This is a genomic window from Roseobacter sp. (assembly GCF_024639605.1).
GTDB lineage: Bacteria > Pseudomonadota > Alphaproteobacteria > Rhodobacterales > Rhodobacteraceae > Roseobacter.
On record NZ_JAHEHZ010000078.1, the window covers coordinates 1 to 16,669 of the forward strand.

The 16,669-nt window shown below is 57.2% G+C and carries 14 protein-coding genes and 1 pseudogene; 7 read left to right on the top strand and 8 right to left on the bottom strand.

Annotated elements, in window-relative coordinates:
• Positions 1-1,725: 1,725 nt before the first annotated feature.
• The 5 genes from Q0M35_RS11375 to Q0M35_RS11395 all read left to right on the top strand — a co-directional run bounded on the left by Q0M35_RS11375 (position 1,726) and on the right by Q0M35_RS11395 (position 6,718).
• Complete coding sequence (locus Q0M35_RS11375; protein WP_295315291.1) at positions 1,726-2,547, top strand: ABC transporter ATP-binding protein; 822 nt, start codon at positions 1,726-1,728, stop codon at positions 2,545-2,547.
• Positions 2,544-3,299 (top strand): ABC transporter permease, encoded by a 756-nt coding sequence (locus Q0M35_RS11380; protein ID WP_295315293.1) that lies wholly within the window; start codon positions 2,544-2,546, stop codon positions 3,297-3,299. The genes Q0M35_RS11375 and Q0M35_RS11380 overlap by 4 nt, the downstream gene beginning before the upstream one ends.
• A gap of 18 nt (positions 3,300-3,317) precedes the next feature.
• The gene (locus Q0M35_RS11385) at positions 3,318-4,076 is read left to right on the top strand and encodes an ABC transporter permease (RefSeq protein ID WP_295315294.1); all 759 of its coding nucleotides are present in this window, start codon (positions 3,318-3,320) and stop codon (positions 4,074-4,076) included.
• 128 nt (positions 4,077-4,204) lie between these two features.
• Entirely contained in the window at positions 4,205-5,218 is a 1,014-nt protein-coding gene (locus Q0M35_RS11390) for an ABC transporter substrate-binding protein (RefSeq protein ID WP_295315296.1), read from the top strand.
• Positions 5,219-5,659: 441 nt separating this feature from the next.
• Positions 5,660-6,718, top strand: coding sequence for an NAD(P)/FAD-dependent oxidoreductase (locus Q0M35_RS11395; RefSeq protein ID WP_295315299.1), 1,059 nt, complete (start codon positions 5,660-5,662; stop codon positions 6,716-6,718).
• A gap of 281 nt (positions 6,719-6,999) precedes the next feature.
• Here the strand turns inward: Q0M35_RS11395 and Q0M35_RS11400 are convergent, their stop codons facing one another.
• From Q0M35_RS11400 to Q0M35_RS11430, 7 genes and pseudogenes are all read right to left on the bottom strand, one after another.
• Positions 7,000-8,154 (bottom strand): glycine cleavage T C-terminal barrel domain-containing protein, encoded by a 1,155-nt coding sequence (locus Q0M35_RS11400; protein ID WP_295315301.1) that lies wholly within the window; start codon positions 8,152-8,154, stop codon positions 7,000-7,002.
• A gap of 27 nt (positions 8,155-8,181) precedes the next feature.
• Positions 8,182-8,373 (bottom strand): hypothetical protein, encoded by a 192-nt coding sequence (locus Q0M35_RS11405; RefSeq protein WP_295315318.1) that lies wholly within the window; start codon positions 8,371-8,373, stop codon positions 8,182-8,184.
• A gap of 224 nt (positions 8,374-8,597) precedes the next feature.
• A pseudogene (locus Q0M35_RS11410) lies at positions 8,598-8,939 on the bottom strand (enoyl-CoA hydratase/isomerase family protein); the annotation flags it as partial.
• Between the two features lie 3 nt (positions 8,940-8,942).
• Positions 8,943-9,332 carry a rhodanese-like domain-containing protein gene (locus tag Q0M35_RS11415; protein ID WP_295315303.1) on the bottom strand — a complete coding sequence of 130 codons (390 nt, stop codon included), beginning with the start codon at positions 9,330-9,332 and terminating at the stop codon, positions 8,943-8,945.
• A gap of 39 nt (positions 9,333-9,371) precedes the next feature.
• Positions 9,372-9,836, bottom strand: a complete 465-nt coding sequence (locus tag Q0M35_RS11420) for a CoA-binding protein (protein ID WP_295315305.1) — start codon at positions 9,834-9,836, stop codon at positions 9,372-9,374.
• 3 nt (positions 9,837-9,839) lie between these two features.
• Entirely contained in the window at positions 9,840-10,247 is a 408-nt protein-coding gene (locus Q0M35_RS11425; RefSeq protein WP_295315307.1) for a 2Fe-2S iron-sulfur cluster-binding protein, read from the bottom strand.
• Positions 10,244-11,599: a selenium-binding family protein gene (locus Q0M35_RS11430; RefSeq protein ID WP_295315309.1), complete on the bottom strand. Its 1,356-nt coding sequence runs from the start codon at positions 11,597-11,599 to the stop codon at positions 10,244-10,246. The genes Q0M35_RS11425 and Q0M35_RS11430 overlap by 4 nt, the downstream gene beginning before the upstream one ends.
• 73 nt (positions 11,600-11,672) lie before the next feature.
• Between Q0M35_RS11430 and Q0M35_RS11435 the strand changes: the two genes are divergently transcribed.
• Positions 11,673-12,440, top strand: coding sequence for an IclR family transcriptional regulator C-terminal domain-containing protein (locus tag Q0M35_RS11435; protein WP_295315311.1), 768 nt, complete (start codon positions 11,673-11,675; stop codon positions 12,438-12,440).
• Positions 12,441-12,713: 273 nt separating this feature from the next.
• Here Q0M35_RS11435 and Q0M35_RS11440 read toward each other — a convergent pair whose 3' ends face one another.
• The gene (locus Q0M35_RS11440) at positions 12,714-13,721 is read right to left on the bottom strand and encodes a serine hydrolase (protein WP_295315313.1); all 1,008 of its coding nucleotides are present in this window, start codon (positions 13,719-13,721) and stop codon (positions 12,714-12,716) included.
• Positions 13,722-15,120: 1,399 nt separating this feature from the next.
• Between Q0M35_RS11440 and Q0M35_RS11445 the strand changes: the two genes are divergently transcribed.
• The gene (locus tag Q0M35_RS11445) at positions 15,121-15,843 is read left to right on the top strand and encodes a hypothetical protein (RefSeq protein WP_295315315.1); all 723 of its coding nucleotides are present in this window, start codon (positions 15,121-15,123) and stop codon (positions 15,841-15,843) included.
• The last annotated feature ends 826 nt before the right edge of the window (positions 15,844-16,669 follow it).

Genomic DNA, 16,669 nt, shown 5'->3' on the forward strand with positions numbered 1-16,669 from the left:
GGATTTGCCGCGGGAGTGACTGACTACTGTTTTCAAGCCCTTAGTGCATTTCAGATGCAGTGACTGAGTTTGGCGGGAACGTTCACAAGTCGATCAGAACGTCCGGTTTTGAGACCCCCACCGCATCGCAGCGAAAATGACGCCGCTCATGCGATGAAATGCTGCGTCAGCAAAAGCCGCGACTGCACAAGTCCGCTTTGTTCGCAACTGAGACATCCGTTCAAAGTACAGCGAAGGCCTGGTGCTGATGAAAGACGTCATTCAGAACCGAAACTTCGACTTTTCAGTCGTGAACGGCTGCTTGACGCGGCAAATCTGCCTTCCGAGATAAATAGCGGTATGAACGCTTTGAGGCCAAATCCATAGCCGCATTCATATGCGATCTTCCCGCAGTCAAACTTAGCCTTGCAATCTCCTGGTGTACGTTGTGGTATTTGACGTGGTGCAAGCTGCAGGCCATTGTTTATTAAATATTTAAAACAATTCTATAAAGGGATAATTTTGCGGATTCGCGGGCCTGCATCTCAATCAACTTAATATTCTGATGTTACATAAAAACCGATCTGGCGAGTCCAGGTGAATGGGTTTTCCCGGTAAACAGTTTTCGGTTACGGGTCATTACTTTTTCCCGCCTCACACATGTGTCAAAAAACGGACGAAGACCTGCTGTCTTCAGTCGTAACCGCCAACCAGCAGCTCAAAGACCGCTCCTCTCTGTCATCGCTGGCAAAGTACGTGCTATGGCTGGCCGACAGACGGAAACCCGCCTGGTGCGGTCACAACGAATGCGTGAAAAGCTTTATCTCTCTCCTTCGCCAAACCAGATGTTTGTTCCGTGCTGAAACGAGAGGGCAATCATTCCACGCCGTCACCGGAAGCGGAAACCCGCTGTCCTGAAACGCAATTCTGACTGAGCAGGCCGGGGGGGCTGGTGCAACCGCCGTTGTCACATACGAGAATAATCCGGACTTTGACCCGAACTGAACGCCGCATGCTCTTACCGCTCGGCATTGCTTAGGGGGCCGTTCTTTCCGCGGCTTTATTGCTGGGGCGACAAAACCTTGTGACATTGACTCATCGCGCTCGGTAAACGGAAACTTTATGAACCAATTAGATATATTGGTTTGAATTGGATTGGGATCCTGAAATAAAATCAGATGTCTTACTGCTGATGCTCACAATCAAGCGCTGCGCAGGAATTGATATGTATGGAAGAAAGTATATAAAAAACAGTAAAATAAGGCCCGATCTTCTCAAGTACACCTGTCCCTGGAAGTCTGTTAAAAAATTGGCCGAAGAAAAATCAATTCCTACCAATCAAATTACCAGGTGACAAAATAAAATTGATTTTATAGGGTGCTGGTTTAGGTATCTGATGCAAGGGGGAAGTTGCGTGAGAATTTATGAGGAAAAATTGATGCGTTGTGGCGTCGCGTTTTTCCTGCAGCCTGTCAGCACCGGCCGGTCGTCCTGTTATACTCTGCGCTCAATCCCAAAGGTCCCGAAGGCCTTAGTAAAGAGTAGGAACCGCCTGCCCGGTACAACGTCGCTATTCTCAGAACGCACTTCAGGCTGGCGACAAAGACAGAATTTTTTATGCGACCGGGTGCTTGAAAACCCCGGCTCTGCGAGACGTCGCGTACCTGAAAAAGCAGCACTGCGCTGTGTCCCGGGGGCGGCTTTGACCACTTTGGCGACACTATGACGGCTGACAGGGAGATATTGATGAAAGACACGATGCTCGAAACTCCCGCGATCGAATTGCGAGGGATACGTAAAACCTTCAAACTGTCCGAAGATAGAAATGCACAGACAGTTCTGGCTCTGGACGGAATTGATCTTACGTTTCGTAAAGGCGAGTTCACGACAATCATCGGTCCGAGCGGATGTGGCAAAACGACATTGCTTCGTATCATTGCATCATTGGAGTCCGCCGATGAAGGAGATGTACTGGTCGATGGAGATATTGTGACCGACCCGGGCATCCGGCGCGCGATGGTGTTCCAGAATTTCGGATTGTTTCCGTGGAAGACGGTCATCGACAATGTGATGTTTCCGTTAAAGCTTCGGAAATTCCCTGAAGAAGAAGCGCGCTCCATGGCGATCCGGCAGATCAGGCAGGTCGGACTTGAAAAATTCGCGGATGCTCATCCGCACCAGCTGTCCGGCGGCATGCAGCAACGTGTGGGTCTGGCGCGCGCGCTTGCAACGGGCGCCGACATCCTGCTGATGGATGAGCCCTTCGGTGCCATTGATGCGCAGACGCGGGAGTTGATGCAGGAAGAGATGATGCGTATCTGCGAAGAAGAAAAGAAAACCGTTATCTTCATTACCCATGACCTCGACGAGGCTGTTATGCTCGCTGACCGGGTACTGCTTATGTCTCGTGGTCCCGGGAAGGTGCGGGAACTCATTGACGTTGATCTGCCACGCCCCCGCTTCGAGTATGACGTACGTGCGCACAAGGCCTTCGCCGAAGTGAGGGGCCATCTGTGGCATGAATTGCGGAACGATCTGATTGAGCAATCCGCCGAGGGAAAGTCATGAAGACACGGAGCAGCAGAGAAATTCGCCGTGATCAGATCGTCGGGGTGCTGGTCTTTCTGACAGTCTGGGAAATCACTGCGCGCTTCCTCGACAACAAACTTGTGCTGCCCTCCGTGAGCCAGATCATGGCCGCCTTCTGGGATCTCCTGATCAGCGGTGAACTTATTCTGGCGCTGTCTGAGAGCATCTGGCTTCTCATTGTCGGGCTGTTCATTTCAACGGTCATCGGGTTCATTCTGGGCGCTCTCGTGGCCCGGTCGCGCACCGCGTACTGGATGCTTAATCCATATTTCAGCGCGCTTTTCGCAACACCGACCATAGCACTGGTGCCACTTGTGCTGGTCTGGTTCGGTTTCGGCTTTCCCGGGCGCGTCATCGTGGTTGTGCTCGCCGCCGTTGTGCCGATTATGTTCAGTGTCGCGTCCGGTCTGCGAGACGATCCGAAAGATCTCGTTGACGTCGCGCGATCATTCGGCGTGAAGGGTGAGCTTGCGCTTCTGTTTCGCGTGCGTGTCCGCTCAGCCCTTCCGGTGCTTCTTGCAGGTCTGCGCCTGGCCGCAGGGCGAGGGGTCGTCGGAATGGCGGTTGCAGAAACCTATTTGCGTCTGGGCGGCATCGGAGGGCTGATCAAGTCCTACGGATCGTTGTTCCAGACGGACTACGTGTTCGCGTCCATCCTGCCCCTGTCGCTCCTCGGCATAACGATCGTTTCGCTCATCGGACGGCTCGAGCGCCGCTTTCACTGGTCTTAAGCATTGAGGGATTTTGCCATGAACGTGCTGTATAAACCCAGTGTCTGGTTGCCGCTGCTGAGCCTTGCTGTCGTGCTGGGGGGGTGGGAGCTCGTCGGCCGGAGCATCAACCCGCTTCTGTTCGCGCCGCCCAGCGAGGTTATCAAGCAGTTCAGTGCAATGATTGAATCCGGTGAGCTTGCAGCCGCAGCAAAGATTACCATGCAAGCGTTGTTTCTTGGCTATTTCCTTGCCGTGGTCGTTGGTATTCCCTTTGGTATCATCATGGGGGTCTTCGACCGGTTTGGCGATATCATGCAGCCTTATCTGTATGCTATCTTCTCCACGCCGCGGGTGGTCGTCGTTCCGCTCATCGTCGTCTGGTTCGGGATCGGGTTCGAGGCGCGATTGTTCCTCGTGTTCTTTTGGGCGGCCATTGCGATCAGTGTCAACACCGCGCAGGGCGTTCGACATGCGCGGCCGGATCTCGTGGAAGTCGCGCGGTCATTTCAGGCAAACCGGATGCAAATGGCAAGGCATGTTCTGATCCCGGGTGCGATACCCTTCGTGCTTGCCGGACTGCGGATCGGTGCGGAACGCGCAATCGTCGGTGTCATCATCGGGGAAATGTTCTTGCAAATAGTGGGCCTGGGCGGGGTTATCACGCAAGGTTCGTCTGATCTGCTGCCAGCCAAGATGCTCTGCGCCGTTGTGGTGATTGCGTCCATGGGCACAATCATTGTGACCGCGCTGGACATGCTGGAGCGACGGTTTCAAAGCTGGAAAGGAGCGGTCTGATCCCGCGCCGGATAAGAGACCCGGCAGCAAGGAGTAATCAAAGCAAGCCGGGCAGGAAGTTATCGTACGTTTGCAATGGCGTATGATCACGCCAATCGGAACGTAAACACACCAAGGAGGAGATGAATATGAAACTGCCAATGAAATTGCTGACGGGTACCGCATTCGCCGCGATGACGGCTGGTGCAGTCGCCGCACAAGAATTTGATCTGAGCGGTACCGAACTCACGATCGGTACAGCGCAGGCTCAGGTTTTAAATCTCGGCACGCTACGTATGATCGAAATGCTGCAAAGCTGGGGTGCCGATGTCGAACGCGTTGAACTGCCCAGTATTTCCGGGTTGGAAGCAATTATCGCCGACCGGATCGAGGTTGCCTCACGCAGTTCGGACGAAATCCTGATCGGGCAGGCTCGTGGCGTAGATGTTGTCGCTATTGGCGCGCCGATTTCGACGATGCACTATGCGATCGTCTCGACACCCGGTGTGAATTCGATCTCGGATCTTAAGGGCAAATCCATCGGGACAAGCGGTCCTGGCGGCTTCAACGGGATGCTGTTTCGCTACATTTTGAAGCAAAACGGCCTGGAGCCGGAGGTGGATGTTGCCATCGTACCCGTTGGTGGCAGCAGCGAGCGGGCCGCGGCAATCATGGCCGGCCAGGTGAACGCGACCGTTATCTTTATTGACAACTGGCTCGCCCTCGAAGAGCAGGGCGCAAACGCACAACTGCTGGGCTATGTCGCTGATATTGTACCAGGACTCTCGTCGCGCGCTGTATTCGCGGAGCGTGAATATATCGAAGCCAATGACGAACTGGCCGTGGCAATAGCCTGTGCCAACCTTGAAGCCAATCACTGGATTGGCTCAAGCAAAGAGGGGTTCGTGGAATACGCCCTGGATAACGTCCGGGGTGCCAACGAAGAAGCGGTGGCTAAATTTTATGATGTGGCCATGGGCATCAATATGTTTCCTACCACACCCTCAGAATTGCTGGATATAAAGGGATACCAGGGACTTGCCGACTTGCTTTATGATGGTGGCGAGATTGACAAGCAACTGGACGCCAGCGCGTTTGTCGATCCCGGTTATCTGGAGCGCGCAGCCGAAATGGGCTGCGGGACCGGATCCATGTCTGGCTAGAGTATCTGATTGCGAAAAAGCATGGCGAAACGAACGCTTTCGCCATGCTTTCACACCAATAGTCACACGTGTCTGAGAAGTGTCCGGAACAATCGTCTGAGCGCCGGCACGTCTTTGCCAGTCACAGATAAGCTGCTCCCGGGCACGGTTTGCCCCGGGCTCAGAGCCGCTCCTGGCTGCGCGCAGCAGGACCGGAGTGGGACGGAAAGACGGACGCTGGGGTTTACATGTTCGCTGAGCTGACATTGCTTCGCACTCCCTGCCTGCCGCAAACGAAGCTCCCTGAGATGTTGAAACTGTCCGGAACGGTTGTCCGCGGGAACGGCTCAGACCGGCCCGGCATATCCGTTTGCTGAGGTATTTGCATAGTTCGCCCGAATACTGCATTCCACCGCCATTAAATGTGGAAACTGTTTCTGTCACTCCGGGCGAGGTGAAATCATGGATGTCGTCGTCATTGGCGCTGGTCTGTCCGGGTTGACCGCTGCCGCAGTGCTGCAAAAGGCGGGAGCCAGTGTCCGGCTGCTTGAAGCGGATGCGCGCATCGGAGGTCGCATTCGCGCTTTACGTGAACTGTCAGGCCATCGTGCCGTTGCTGATCTGGGCCCGGCCTGGGTCTGGCCAAAGTACCAACCCGTAGTCGGGCGATGGCTTGAAGAGCTGGGCTGCGCAACTTTCGAACAGTTTAACGAAGGTGACGCCGTTATCGTCGGGTACGGGCCTGCGCCATTCCGGCAAACTCTGCCCGGGCAGGATGGAATGGTCCGTATTGTTGGTGGACCCACCGCTTTGACTGAGGCTCTTTCCAACCGGATTGGCAGCGCCAGCATCCGGACGTCTGCTCCGGTCACCGGCGTTTGTGAAGACGGATCAGAGCATGTGTCTGTTCATCTCAGTTCAGGCGAGATCATCACGGCGAAAAACGTGATTGTCTCAGTTCCGCTCCGGGTTGCGGCGACGACGATGTATCTTCCCTGGGCGCCACAGGCCCTGACCGAAGACATGCAGCGCACGCCGACCTGGATGAGCACGCACGCCAAAGCCGTGGCCCTTTATGACCGACCCTTCTGGCGCGAGGCCGGACTGTCCGGAAGGGTCGCCAGTCGTAACGGACCGCTTACAGAAGTCCATGATCACACGAGCGCCGATAATAATTCTGCGGCCTTGTTCGGATTTGTGGGCTGGTCACCGGAAAAACGACGAACGAACCCGGAAGAGCTCAGGCAGGCGATCCTGGATCAGCTGTCGGATTGTTTCGGAAAAGCAGCGGCCCGGCCTCTTGATCTGGTGATCCACGACTGGGCAACGAACCTCCGTATTGTAACGGATCTGGACATTTCCCGGCCCGCATCCCATCCCGACGTTGGTCCCGCCAGCCTGAGGCTTCCATACCTTGATGGTCGCATTCGGTTTGCGGTATCGGAGGTTTCGGAGCAGAGCCCTGGTCTGATCGAAGGTGCTCTTGCGGCTGGCGAAAGAACAGCTTTGGAGTTGTCCTGAAAGCGCCTGTCCGTACGCAGCGACCGGAAATGACGGCTTCGTGCGCTTTGACCGGAAGCAGCAATTCGGAAAACTGTTGAAGTCTGCTTCGCGCACCAGAACGGCCATTGATGTTTAATCGGTTTCATCATTGGCTGAGTGGGGGAACTGATCAGGTCGCGCTTCATGTGACAGCCGTGAGCCTCTGCCGCCGGTGCTTTGGCCGGGCTCCGCACAGCGGCGACGGTTGCAGCCTGTCGACGCGTGCGGAACTCCTCGTATGCGCGACCAGGTCGCAGCCTTCAGCCTGCGACGGCCAGTGATTTTTGGGGGTCGTGGAACGGGATCCGCACGACCACCCCGCTGCGCGTCTCGCCCAGTTTGTCGACGATCAGGTGCGTGCCGATGTCCGTATGTCCGGCAGCTACCAATCCCAGCGCAATGTTCTTTTCCAGACGTGGGGAATAGATCGCTGAAGTAACCGTACCGACCTTGCTGCCATCCTTCAGCAGCGGCCAGAAGAAATCGTTTGAGCCGACGAAGGGCGCGCCCTCGATCTCAAGGCCGACGAGCCGCTGAGACACACCGTTTTCTTTAATTCTTGTCAACGCGGCCTTGCCGATAAAATCCGCCTCCATGTTAAGGTTCACCAGGCGGTCCATGTTCAGCTCATAGGGATTGTTCGCCAGGTTCATGTCGGCGTGATAGGACAGCATGCCTGCTTCGATCCGGCGGATGCTGGAGGTGTGACCCGGCTTGAGGCCCAGCGGAGTGCCCACGGCCATGATGTGCTCCCAGAGCCTGTCTCCCGCCGTTCCGTCACGCAGGAAAATCTCATAGCCGAGTTCGCTCGACCAGCCGGTACGCGAAATGATCAGCGGGACGCCGTCCCAGTCGTATTCCATGAACCAGTAGTATTTCAGCTCAGTCGGGGCATCGCCAAAAGCCGCGCGCAGAATATCGCGCGATTTCGGGCCCTGCAGTTGCAGCGGCGAGACATCGGGTTCGCGGATTTCGACATCCATGCCAGCGTTCAGCGCCACGCCACGCGCCCAAAGCAGAACATCGCTGTCGGCAATAGAGAGCCAGAAATGATCCTCAGCGAGTTTCAGCAGAACCGGGTCGTTGATGATCCCGCCGTCCTGATCCGTCAGGATCACATATTTGCACTGGCCGACCTGGCAGGTCGACAGGTCACGGCAGGTGAGCATCTGGGTAAATCTCGCGGCATCCGGCCCTCTGATCTCGACCTGGCGTTCGACAGAAACGTCACAGAGGATCGCGTCATTGACGAGGTTCCAGAAGTTCGCTGTGGAACTGCCGAAATCCCGGGGGATGTACATGTGATTGTATACCGAAAAGCCCTTGGCTCCCCAACGCAGTGCGGCGTCGGAATAGGGGGATTTGCGGACCTGGGTGCCGAAACTGAATTCGGCAAAATCTAGTTCGTGGGCCATGATGTGTATCCGGTATGAGGGTGTGGGTCAGTTCTGGTTCCGGATCAGATCGCGCAGCTCGTTTTGCGGACCTTTCCGGTCGTGGTTTTCGGGAAGCTCGCCAAAGATCACCTTCCGGGGGTGCTTGTGCCCGGCAAGGCGCGATTTGGTATGGGCGGGCAGTTCGTCTCCGGACGTCTGGTCCGAGAGTGCGGCAAAGGCGCAGTGTATTTCGCCCAAATTTCTCGTCCGCCACCGCCAAGACAGCGGCAAAGCTGACTGCGGGATGGGAAATAAGTGCCCTTTTCACTTCGATGGAGGAGATCTTTTCGCTGCCTGACGTGACTGCGAGAGGTACCCTGGCCGGCAAAAGCGTACGCTTCCTCCAGTGGCATATCCGGCTGTTTGCAGAACGCGCGCTTACCGGTATTTACGGCTACAGGCAATTTTTTGGCGATGCCGCTGACCCCGGCAATGACGGGCCGGGGCAGGCGCACGAGCCGCAGCATCATGGCCTGGCATCTGGCGAAAAGGTCCTGAAAATACCGTAACCCCCCGCCGTCATCTGCGCGGCGCGCTGTCATTCCCCTGAGGTTGCGGCCTGCACAGATGTGGCTGCCGCTGCTGCGCAACAAGACCACTTTTACGCTATGATCCGCTGCAACCGCGTCCAGTGTCGCTGACAACGCAGCCGGCATCGCCTCCGACAGGGCATTGATGGCTCCGGGTGAATTCAGTGTCAGCACAGCGATGCCGTCATGATCTGAACGCAGGATAAAGTTTTCGGTTTGCGATGCAGCGCCCATGATTTACTCCAGCGTGCCCCCGGCCTTTTTCCAGGCGGCTAAACCACCGGACAGGTTCACAACCGGCTCAAGACCCATTTCCATGGCAACCTTTGCCGCCAGTGCCGACCGACCGCCGGATGCGCAGTAAAATACGTAGGTTTTGTCCTGATTGAATTCCGGTTTATGCGCGGGGCTTGCGGGGTCGATATGAAATTCCATCATACCGCGCGACGAGATGACGGCACCCGGAATGACACCTGTCTTTGCCTGTTCCGTGCCATCGCGCAGATCTATAAAGACGTGATCCGGCGACCTGGCAAGGCTCAGTGCCTCTTCGGCGCTGATTGCCGGCACGCCCGCCATCGCCTCTTTCACCATGTCGCCGGCAGTTCTGGTAATTGTCTGTGGCATCGTCAAATTCCTTTTTCAGGCCGCGTCAGGCCGGCCGGTTCAGATCCCAAGATCCAGCCTCGGTTTCCAGAACGGGCGGAAGAGTTCAATCTTCGGACAGCGGTTCATGACCACCTTGAGACCGGCGTCTTCGGCCAGTTTCGCGGCAGCATCGTCGTAGACATCAATCTGCCCCCAGAGCACTTTCGCTCCGATGGCAATCGCCTGTTCGGCAATGGAATAGAACTCTTCTTTCGGCCGGAACACCTCGACCATATCCACCGGCCGGTCGATTTCTTCGAGCGCGTGATACACCGGTATGCCCCGGATCTCTGTCAGGTTCGGGTTCGGGTTCACCGGGATCATGTCATAACCCGTTTCATGCAACACGCGCAGGACGCCGTAGCTGAATTTGGTCTTGTCGGCGCTGGCCCCCACCATCGCGATGGTTTTCACGGATTTCAGAATGTCCGCGAGGTACTTAGGGTCATAATCATACCGGTCGTCCAGTGCTGTCGCTGGCATGGTTCAGGCCTCCTTGTTTTTCCTGTGCCCTGCCGCCTCACTGCCTGAGGGCGGGGGCGCGGCGATGCCCGCTTTGAGCTCATGCGGCTCCAGCGGGTCGAGAAAGGGGTTGCGGTAGAGCTTGTCATGGCTCTCGACGCCGATCTCCAGGGTGCAGTCGGTGATGGCGCGGGCGACGCAGAGCAGGACGTAGCCGTTGCTGATCTGACGGTTGTTCAGGGCCACCTGGCGGCGCTGATCCACCTCGCCTGACGTGAGCCGCGCGGCACAGGTGATGCAGCCGCCGTATTTGCAGCCATAAGGCAGATCGACGCCTTGCTCACGGAGGGTGTCAAGCAAAGGGCGGCGGGCCTCGACGCGGTAGGCAGCACCTTCGCGATTGGCGATTGTGATGGTGCGCGTTCCGCTCACAGCCAGATATCGCTCGTACAATCGCCACCGGGATAGCGGGTTTCGTGGCAGCGGCTGGGCCCGTTGGGCTCTTTGCCGAAATCGACGATGAAATCCTCGTTGATCTTCATCCCGCCGTTCTCAACGTCGCAGTCGATCATGACCATGACACCGCCCTGGGTGCGGATCTCCGGATAGAACTGGTTGTCCCACGTCGAGAAAAGCGAGGTCGTGACATACAGCCGCCTGCCATCAAGCGAGAGCTGATACATCTGTGGCCCGCCAGCGACCCGGACGCCGTTGATCTCGGGCGCTTTGCCCAGCAGGCCGCCCATCCACACCTGCCCGGTGAGGACCGGATTGTGCGGGTCGGTGATGTCATACTGGCGCATGTCGCCGTGCAGCCAGTTGTTGAGGTACAGATACTTGTCATCCATCGACACGAGAATGGCGCTCATCACGCCCGGCACGGGGATCGGCCATTCGGGATGCGGTTCGTTTTCCACGTCGATGATCTTTTCCCACTCCCACTTGCCCGCGTCTGATTTCCAGAAGTGGATGACATTGGCGCTGAGTGCCGCGCCGCAAAAGCCGTGCGTGCTGTCTGGGTCATGGTGGAACTTGACCTCCAGCGGGATCAGCCCGTCCTCGCCCAGATACAGGGTCTCGACAGGCTTGCGTGCTTCAAAATCCCAGATGTGCAGGCGGCGTCCGTATTTCAGGTGTCCGACCTCTTCGAGGTCAAAACCCGGCATGAAGGTATTGGGCGCGGCCCATTCCGAGGACACCATCACGTTGTGCCGCGGCTGGTACCAGAAATCATAGCTGAACGGGATGTCGCCCATGGTGTCTTCCCACCGGCCTACGATCTCGAACTCCTTGTTGAGATGCAGGTAGCCTCCCGGGGCTTCGCCTTTCGCGTCACCGAGAAACGAGATGATGATCTCAGAGCCCAGACAGTGCACGGTATGTGGCCCGCTGAGGTTGGTCTTTGACCTGATTTCTGCCCCGTCTATCACTTTGTGCAGGCGCGGCGCGCGCGGATCGGTCGCTGTGTCGATGACGTGTATGTTGTTGGACCGCACACCGGGCACCAGCAAGTATTTGCGGCTCATGCCGGCGTCATCATGGCAGGACGAACAGGCGTTCCATCCCATGTGGTGCAGCTCGTCTCCGATCCCGGGCATCTCCAGGCGGTGGATCACCTGGCTGTAGGTCTGGCTGTCGGGGTCTGCATCAACTGTGGCCAGGTAGTCTGGTTTCTGGATCCCGGTCCCGGTGTAAATGGCGATTGTATAGAGCAGCTTTTCGCGTGGGGCTTTGATGGCCTCTGCAGGGCTGGCATAGCCCGGGCCGCAGCATGCACCGTCCATAATCACATTCCTCCCTTGCGATCACATGGTAATTCTCGTAGTTCGATAATTAGATTCTCACAAGGTAAAAATTATGCATCTGGAACGTCTCACCAGCATTCTTGAAATTGTAGGACAAAAGGGAGAGGCGACGGTGGCCGGGATCTGTGCTCATTCAGACCTGCCAAAGCCATCGGCCTACAGACTCGTTCAGGACCTGGTGAGCGTAGGTCTCCTCGAACCTGTCGGACGCGGGCAGTTTGCGATCGGCACGCGGCTGAAGGCGATCACGAACAGCGATCATTCCGACCGTGCGCTGCTTGAACTGATCAGACCGACCCTGAAGCAGGCCGCAAACGATGTCGGTGCCGCCTTCTTTTTGTCGCGGCTGCGTGGAAAATCTGTCGAAATCATTCATGTCGAGACGCCGGACACCGGTGTGTCCTATCTCCATCCCGGTCTGGGCAAGCGGCCTCTGCACGCCTGCTCCTGTTCCAAAGCGGTTGCAGCCTTTTCGCCCGACCTCTTTGTGACCGGCGAAATGGAAGGTCGTTTGCGCGCCTACACGGAATTTACGCTTACAGATGTGCATGACCTCGAGGCTGAATTCAAAGCGATCCGACAGCGCGGTTTTGCAGAATGCGTTGAAGAGATCGAGCGCGGCATGTGCTCGGTCGCGGCCCCGCTTGCTCCGGACGGACCGGGGGCCGCGATGTCCATAGGGGCCACTGGCTCTGTGCGGGTTTTCACGCCTGCGTTCCGCGCGGACCTGGGATCCCGGATTGTGCAGGCCGCGCGCGAGATTTCCACAAGCCTGGGCTGGGAGAGCGTTCAGGATGCCAGAGTGTGTAAACTGTCTTAACGGCCAGGCTTCAAGTTAATCGTCAGGTGCTTCTGAAAAGCCCCCTGTGGTACCGCTGCATCGCAGCCGGTCAGTTTTTACGGACCGAAAGCGTCTGCCATGCCATGCGGAACAGGCCCGATCCGGATAACCGCTCCGGGGGGGTCGTGTCTCAGATGCCGAACAAAATGGCCGGACAGGGGTGCGAGCAACCGGCCTCTGTGACTGGGTAAATCAGCATCCCTGTCACTGAGATCCTGCGGTCGTGCGCCGGAACTGCGGCTGGATGAAAGATCAGAGTTCCGCTCTGGCGACCGGCAGTATTGTTCCGTCAATCAGCTCCATCAGATCGCCGAAATATCCGCCGCTCCGCGCAGGGCGCGTTGGATCCGACGTGATGGCAATCGTCATCGCAAGCTTTGGCACCACGCAGATGACCTGCCCGCCATAACCGCGTGCCAGCGCATAGTCGTCCCCGCCGGAGGTCCCCAGAAACCAGCCGTATCCGTAGCGCAGGCCAGACCAGGGGGAACGCGTGACAGGTTGAAAGGAGGCTTTGATCCAACCGGGGCTCAGCACCTGCGTGTCCTCCCACAAGCCGTTCCGGCGGTACATCTCACCAAAGCGCACCATGGCAAGCATGCTCATCGACATTTCGTTGCCACCGAGATAACGGCCCTGGGGATCGCGGGTCCACGCGGGAATATCGATGCCCAGCGGTCCGGCGATCCGCTCGCGGGTGAGGGTCAGCAGGCTCTTTTCTGACACTTCTGACAGCACGGCGCCGAGCACGTGAAATGACCCCGTCGAATAAAGCATGCGACTGCCCGGCTGTGCCACAAAGGGGCGTGACAGCGCATTACTGACCCAGTTGGCACTGCTGACCCAACCGCCGTAATTCGCACCCGATGTCCGTTCCAGACCGGCCTGCATCGTTACGAGGTCTTCCACAGTGATTGCAGCAACGCGCGGGTCGGCGCCGCCGGGAATCAGGCCAGGCGCGAGTTCTCCCAGCGTGGCCTGAGGCGACGGGATTTCCCCACGATCAACTGCGGCTCCGGTCAGCGCCGCCACGATTGTTTTTGAAACTGATTTAACGGGGACAGAACGCCCCATCTGCGGGCCCCGGAAAACTTCTGACACGACGGGCGCGCCATGCTGGTGGATCAGCACAGCGTGACACTGCCCGAGCGCACCCGCTTTGCCGGCCACCGTGCCCCACCCCGGCGCCTGCGCGCGCAGCCGGGGTGCCACGAGCGCCGCAGCGCCGGCGATGACCGAACGACGGCTGACCTTGCGCATTGATATCTCCTCTCAAACCGAACCGAAGGTAGTGCAAACTGCACAAGCGACAATTGGCATCGGGATCGTACGTCACCGCAAAATTTTGCGACCGGGCCGGACAGAATGTGCGCAGTTGATCCCTGGCCCCACAGAAATTGTACAGGATGATTGCACGTTGTCGGCCATCGGTACTGCTTTTGCCCGGTGTGCCTTCGTGTTGCGCACACCGGCCAGCGGCGAAATCAGGAGTTCAGCGTCACGGACCTGCGCAGGGTCACCAAGGGCGACACGCTGTTGCAGCCTGAGAATGCGGATGAACGCTGTGCCGTGGCTCTGGCCGGGACCGGTTCTGCCCGCGTGAAAGATGAGCACGGAGATAAATGCGCCTGCAGTACAGCAGGGTTGCCACGCACATGCAGATCGAACAGGTGCAGACCGTTTTCAGGTCTCCGGCACAGAACCGGACCAGGCCCGGGATGATCCTGACAGCAGAATAGTGCGCGCGCTCTTTAATGGCGTTGCGGGGCTGGCTTCGGTCAGGATCGGGGTCCGGATCACCGTGGATGACGCGGTCGACGGTCGCGATAACCCAGACCGCATTCTGCCGGGAGCCGGTCTGCCCGGGGCACTTTGTGGCGGGGTCCCGACGGGGCCTGGCGCGTTGGCCACCACACCCGCGGTGCAGGACCGCAGCTTTGACGGCAGGATCAGTTTCATCAACAGCCGTGCGGATGCTGCGACCCCGTCCAACCGCGTCCGGGCAACGATTGATTATGACGCCGATTTACTGCGCCCTGGCGTATCCTTTGCGCTCATGCCGGACCTGCCGTGCCGGAGCTTCCCGGCGGCGTCCGAGCCGCCACTGCATTTCTGCGAGCGGGGCATCGCATGTCTGGCGTGTGGGGGTTATCCGGAAACCCTCAGGTTGCGGGTGAGCTTTTCAACAACATGTCAGAGCATCAGATCAGGGCCTGCCTCAGAAAATGGCGGTCGCTTGCGGCCAAAATCATTTAACGCGCCTCGGGTATCGCCCGATGCTGCAGGGTTTTATGCGAAGTGCCGGAAGATCGAACAGGGTGGATGTGTTCCGGTAAGAACAATTCCCCTGGCTGTGTTCAGATGTCCCTTTGAACTTCCGCAGACCGGGCACCGCAGCAGGGTCCGGATCTGAAAGTCCGGTTTCTTCAGAGCTGCCGCTTATGCGTTGCGGTGCTTCGCGAAAATCTGTTCATCGCAGATGCGGAAGATATCTCTGGCAGGACACGACCACCATGCGCCGCAGGACTGTTGCGATTTTCGCACAATGCTCACCTTTGACCATCTCGATCCGCCATAATATATCGAAAAGATAATAAATAGGTGTAACGAAAGCATCATAACATGGCTGAAAACGGCCGCAGATAAGAGGTAGAGCAGAATGAATATTATAACACGCATTGCGGGTGCAATCGCGCTTGTCTCCATCACATCGCCGGTCGCGGCGATGGAGCTGAACGGCGGCGATTTTAACGTGAATTATTCCTGGTTTGACCAGAAGGTTGGCGATGAGACAGTCGACACCTTTTCCTTTGACGGTGCTGTTGAGGTTGGCTTCAACCAGAATTTCGCAGCACAGCTGGATCTGGGGCGCTACAGCTTTGGTCTTCTTGATGAACGAGGCACAAACATTGCGTTGCACGGTATCTACCATTTGAACGAGGCCACGGCTCTGGGCGCCTTTTACGGTGCGGACGATATCCTGAGCGACAGCACAGATTTCTATGGTGTGGAAGCGGCATACAATACTGATCAGTATGAAGTGGAAGCATACTTCGGCACGGGAGAAGACTCAGGCGTTGATGGAAATGTATACGGTGTTCTGGGTGCTTACGGTGTGACTGAAGGAATTGCCGTCACCGGATCACTGGAGAGGGCAGACATCGACGGCGGCTTTGAGTACTCAAAATATGCAATCGGCGTGCGGTTCTCTGCATCTCCGCAGGCGGCCCTGACGGCCAGTATCGGCAGTGCTGAGGCGGAGGCGGGCAGCCTGTCGGGCTCGGAAACATTCTTCTCGATCGGTGCTGAGTTCAAATTTGGTCAGAAAGCGGGTGCTACTTTCGGCAGACGCGGTTTGCTGAAACTGATCCCCGGCCTCTGAGGAAAAACTGGCCTTTCGAAAAACGGGTTTGCTGCTTTAAAGAGCGGCAAACCCGGGCGACTATGCGCCCCGGGGGATAAGTCTGTCTGCTCGTACGTCACTTCAACGTTCAGTCTGAACAATATCTGCGATGCCCGATGCCGAGACACTGCCAGTTTGCCGTGGAATGTGCGCAGTAAATCTGATGTGAAGCATCCTTATGCGCGCTGATCTGGTTGGCGCTGTAAATTTTAATTTGATAATTAATGTTTCCGGCAACACGTCAGGTAGTCGTCGTTAAAACCAGATGCAACACGCGACTGTGGGTGACTGAACGATACATACAGAGGTATCAGTCTGGTCTGGAAAACCGACGCATGACCTCGCAGGGCGTCCGGGATCGCAGGGGGTCACTTTGCGTCATCTCTGCGGTTCTTGCGAAGCCGCGCGCGGCTGCGCTAGCAGCGGGCAGAAAATAACTGCAAATCCTGCCAGAGCTCCAAGCCAGAGAATGCCGGCCAAACTCTATATCTGAACAGTTCCGGACACCGGTCAGATAAGCTGTCAAAATTTTTTCTTTGAACACCGGACGCTGAATTCCGGCCGCTTTCATATGCGTCAGAAAGGTTTGGATGCTGGCCTCGTCAAGACTGGTTAAAACCGAGAGATGGTCTGCGCTTCGTTCAGAAGTCATACCCGGTGTCAGATATCGCATACAATTTCACCGGCCGGGCTTTACTGGACCGGCTCAACTGCGCACCGTGCTCCGGGCTCTGCCGGCAAAAGCTTCGGCGGCTCCCGGAATGCCCGCCGCCGTCTGCTCAGGTGGCACACTTGAATTCCGATG